Source organism: Streptacidiphilus anmyonensis, from assembly GCF_000787855.1.
Taxonomy (GTDB): Bacteria; Actinomycetota; Actinomycetes; order Streptomycetales; family Streptomycetaceae; genus Streptacidiphilus; species Streptacidiphilus anmyonensis.
Genome location: NZ_BBPQ01000020.1, coordinates 90,783 through 94,952 on the forward strand (window position 1 = coordinate 90,783; position 4,170 = coordinate 94,952).

At 75.5% G+C, this 4,170-nt stretch carries 4 protein-coding genes; all 4 read right to left on the bottom strand.

All coding sequences use genetic code 11. The annotated features are described in order from the left end of the window. Positions 1–110 precede the first annotated feature (110 nt). Positions 111–2,234: an acetate--CoA ligase family protein gene (locus TR50_RS19405; protein ID WP_042422685.1), complete on the bottom strand. Its 2,124-nt coding sequence runs from the start codon at positions 2,232–2,234 to the stop codon at positions 111–113. Positions 2,235–2,237: 3 nt separating this feature from the next. Continuing rightward, a complete protein-coding gene (locus tag TR50_RS19410; RefSeq protein WP_042422688.1) occupies positions 2,238–2,429 on the bottom strand; it encodes a ferredoxin in 192 nt (63 codons plus the stop codon). 50 nt (positions 2,430–2,479) lie between these two features. Next, entirely contained in the window at positions 2,480–3,808 is a 1,329-nt protein-coding gene (locus tag TR50_RS19415) for an NADH-ubiquinone oxidoreductase-F iron-sulfur binding region domain-containing protein (protein WP_052441108.1), read from the bottom strand. Beyond that, positions 3,805–4,170, bottom strand: a 366-nt coding sequence (locus TR50_RS19420; protein WP_042422691.1) for a hypothetical protein, incomplete at its 5' end; no start/stop codon positions are given. The genes TR50_RS19415 and TR50_RS19420, both read right to left, overlap by 4 nt.

Here is a 4,170-nt window from a genome sequence, read left to right on the forward strand (position 1 = left end):
GGGGTGCGGGGTGGTTCGGGGCGGTGCGTCCGCGAGAACGGTTCAGGCGGCAGTTCGGGCGAGCCGGTTCAGGCGAGACGTTCAGGCGAGAGACGTTCAGGCGAGCCGGTTCAGGCGAGGACGGCGCGGGAGTCCAGGGCGAGGGCGCCGCGCGGCGTCACCAGCAGCGGATTGACCTCCAGTTCGGCGATCTCGGGGTGCGCGGCCGCCACCGCGGTGATCGCGGCGACCGCCCGCGCGGCGGCCCCGACGTCGACGGCCGGACGGCCGCGGACGCCGTCGAGCAGCACCGCGCTGCGCAGGCTGCGCAGCAGCCGCTCGGCGTGCTCGGGCGTGACGGGGGCCAGTGCGAAGGCGACGTCGCCGAGCGCCTCGGTGAGCACTCCGCCCAGGCCGACCATCGCGACCGGGCCGAAGCGCGGATCGCGGTTGACGCCGACGATCAGCTCCACGCCGTCGCTCAGGTCGGCCATGGCCTCCACGGAGTAGGACGGCGCGCCGAGACGGGCGTGCATCTCGCGGTGGGCGGCGACCAGCGCGTCCTCGTCGGCGAGGCGGAGGGCGACGCCTCCCGCGTCGGACTTGTGCAGCAGGTGCAGCGCCTTGAGCACGTACGGGCCGGGGAACTCCCTTGCAGCGGCGCGCAGTTCGGCCTCGTTTCCGATCTCGCGGGCGGACGGGAACGGGACCCCGGCCGCCGCGAGCAGGCGTCGCGTGGCGTGGTAGTCGGGGTCGGCGATCCGCTCGACGGCGGGCGGCAGCGGCTGTACTCCCCCTGCGACGGCCGCCTTCGGCGCGAGCGCGACAAGCGCGCGGGCGGCGTCCTCGACCGCCTCGTGGACCGGGATGCCGGCGGCTGCCAGGACCCGGCAACTGGCCGATCCCGGATACATCGACTGCACCACGAACGGCTTGCCGGATCGCGGTACGGCCGCCGCGATGGCCCCGGCCGCCGCCAGCTCGGCCACGCCGAGCGCACTTTCGCCCTCACCGTCCGGAGCATCGCCGTCCGGAGCATCACCGCCCGGAGCATCACCGCCCGGGCCGCCGTCGCCGCCCAGCCCGCCCTCACCGGACGCGTAGCCGCCGAAGTAGCCCGTCAGCAGCACCGCGTCGACCTCGTCGGAGTCCAACAGGGCCCGCACCGTGTGCGCGTAGGACATCGGGTCGCGCTCCCCCATGCCGGCCAGGTCGACGGGGTTGCCGACGGCGGACTGCTCCCAGAGCACCCCGGTCAACTCCGCTTGCAGCGGCGCGGTCAGCTCGGGCACGGACAGCCCCGCCGCCTCGACCGTGTCGGCCGCGATGGCGCCGTGGCCGCCGCCGTCGGTGAAGACCGCGACGCGGCGGCCCCCGGCCCGTCGTCCGGCGTCCAGGGCGCCCAGCACGCAGGCGAGTTCACGCGGGGTGCGCGTCAGCTCGATGCCCGCGTCCCGGCAGGCGGCGATGACCACGTCGCTGGAGGTGGTGAGCGCACCCGTGTGGGATTTGGCGCTGCGCGCGGCGGCGACGCCGCGGCCCGCTGTGAGCAGCACGACGGGCTTGCCCGCGTGCCCCGCCGCTTCGGCGAAGGCGCGGCCGTCGCCGAAGTCCTCGGCGTAGACGGCGATGGCGCGAGTGCCCTCGTGCCGGGCGCAGTCCTCGACCAGGTCGACCAGCGTCACGTCGGCCTGGTTGCCGAGGGAGACGAAGCGGGAGAAGCCCAGACCCTGCGGCTCCAACCGGAGTTGCAGTTCCAGCGCCAGGTTGCCGCTCTGGCTGAGCAGCGCGACGCCGCCGGAGGCGAACCGGTCCGAGGCGAGGTAGAGCTCGGTGGTGTTGTCGGCGATGCCGAGGCAGTTGGGGCCGACCAGGAGCGCCCCGGCGGCCTGGACCTTCTCGGCGACGGCGCGCTGCCGGGCCAGGCCGTCCGCTCCCAGCTCGGCGAAGCCCGCCGTGATGGCCACGATGGCGCGGGCCCCGCAGGCGAGCGCCTCGTCCACGGCCTCCTCGAAGCCCGTCGACGGGACGCTCACCACGACCAGCTCCACCGGTTCGCCGATCGCACCGAGGCTGGTGGCGGCCGTCCGCCCGAGCACGGTGCCGCCGCGCCGGTTGACCAGGTGCAGCGGGCGCCGTCCGTTCGCCCGCAGGGCCTGGACGGCGATGGCGTGCCCGTACTTGGCCGGGTCGTCGCTGGCGCCCAGCACCGCGACCGAGGCCGGGGCGAACAGGGCGGTCAGATCACGTCGCATCGGTCACCGCTCCAGTCGCAGCGCGTCGTTGGGGCAGGCGTCGACGGCCGCGCGGGCGGCGCTCTCCTGGTCGTCGGTCAGGTCGACGACCAGGAGCCAGGCGTAGCCCCACTCGTCGAGGTCGATCAGGCCGGGGGCGGGTGGCAGGCACTCCCCGTACCCCTGGCAGCGGGTGGAGTCGATGCGGAGTTTCATGGCGGTCCCTCGTCGGTGAGCGGCGGAACGGGTGGGGAGGACAGCGGAGGTCAGCCGACGCAGGCAGGCGCGGGCTGCGGCTGCGGATGAGGCTGGGGCTGGGGCTGGGTCGGGCGGCTGGAGTCGCCGGCACGATCGGGCGCGGACAGGGGCGCGGGAACGTGGACCCGCAGGCGGCGACCGGCATCCGGCGGGGTGGCGGCGCAGGCCGGGCACGGCTCGCTCCGGTGGGCGGCGACCAGCTCCGGGAAGCCGTTGAGCAGCGTGCCGGCCAGCCGCGCCGCGGCGTCGAGCAGGCCGCAGGCACCCCGCCCGGGCAGGCCCTGGGCCCAACGGGCCAGGTTGGCCACGCCGTCGGCGTCGCAGCGACCCTCGGCCAGGGCGACCAGCGTGTCGCGCAGGGCCCGGGTGCCGGAGACGCAGACGCCGCACTGGCGGCTGCTCTCGACGGCCAGGTGGTCCACGGCGTCGGTGGCGACGGAGACCGGGCACTCTCCCGGCGCGAGGAAGCGGATCGCGCCGCAGCCGAGACCGGTGCCCGCCTCGGCCAGTCGGGCACGGTCCAGCGGCAGTTCGAGCGCGGTCGACGGGAGGAGCCCGCCGAAGAGGCCGCCCATCAGCACGGCCTTCGGTTCCACTGTCCCTTGCAGGAATGCCAGCTGACGAAGCGTCACACCGTAGCGCTGCTCCGTGAGAACCGGGGCGTCCCGGCCCCCGGAAAGAGTCAGCAGAACCGATTCCGTGGCATCGTGCGCGGCGGCCAGCAGAGCCAGTCGGGCCAGCGTCTCGACGTTGGCCACCAGGGTCGGCGCGCCGCCGACGCCGCGTTCGAAGACGCGCGGCGGCTTGGCCGTCGGCAGGGCCGGTCCGCCGTCGATTCGGCGGACGACGGCGCTCTCCTCCCCCGCAACGTAGGCGGGTTCGGTGCGCACCAGCTCCACAGGCAGCCCGGGGTCGCGCTCGGTCAGCGCCTCGTGGACGCTGCGCTCGGCCGCCGCATCGGACAGGTAGACGTAGGCGCGGTCCGCCCCGGTGATCCGGGCCGCCTGGACGAGGCCGTCCAGGACCAGGTGCGGGCGGGCGCGCAGCAGCCACCGGTCCTTGACCGATCCCGGCTCGCCCTCCTCGCCGTTGGCGACCACGACGGGCGTGCCCGCGCCGTCGCGCACGGCCCGCAGCTTGACCGCCGTCGGAAAGCCGGCTCCGCCGTGGCCGCGCAGTTCCGCGGCCTCGACGCGGGCGAGCAGCTCCTCGGGCGGGAGCTCCGCGCGGTATCCGCCCCGGGCCAGGTAGCAGGCGAGGTTCTCGACCCGGTCCGGGTTCGGCCCGAGGACGGGCGTCGGGCCGCCCGACGGGGCGTGGATCACGGTCAGGGTCATCGCAAACCTGCCTCTGGACGGTGTGGTGCGTCGTGGACGGCCGGCTTCGGCGGCTGCAGGCGACGCAGGCGGTCGACGGCGCGGCTGAGCAGCGCCCGGTCGGTGGCGACCCGGTCGTAGGCGGGGCCGGGCAGGCCGATCAGCATCTGGTGGTGGGCGAGGACGACCTCGCCGGCGACGAGCGCCGCCTCGAGCTCCGCCGGACCCGGCGGCCCTTCCCCGACCGAACCCCTGACCGAACCCCCGGGCGAGCCTCCAGCCGAACCTCCGGCCGCGACGTCGGCGACCAGCTCGGCCACCTCGCGCAGGTAGCCGAGCCAGCTGCGCGGACTGCCGTGCAGGATCAGGCGCTCCACGCGGCG

What these genes read in the sequence shown, in the direction of transcription:
- TR50_RS19415 (WP_052441108.1), bottom strand. Translation starts at nt 3,808, where the DNA reads ATGACCCTGACCGTGATCCACGCCCCGTCGGGCGGCCCGACGCCCGTC.
- TR50_RS19410 (WP_042422688.1), bottom strand. Translation starts at nt 2,429, where the DNA reads ATGAAACTCCGCATCGACTCCACCCGCTGCCAGGGGTACGGGGAGTGC.
- TR50_RS19405 (WP_042422685.1), bottom strand. Translation starts at nt 2,234, where the DNA reads ATGCGACGTGATCTGACCGCCCTGTTCGCCCCGGCCTCGGTCGCGGTG.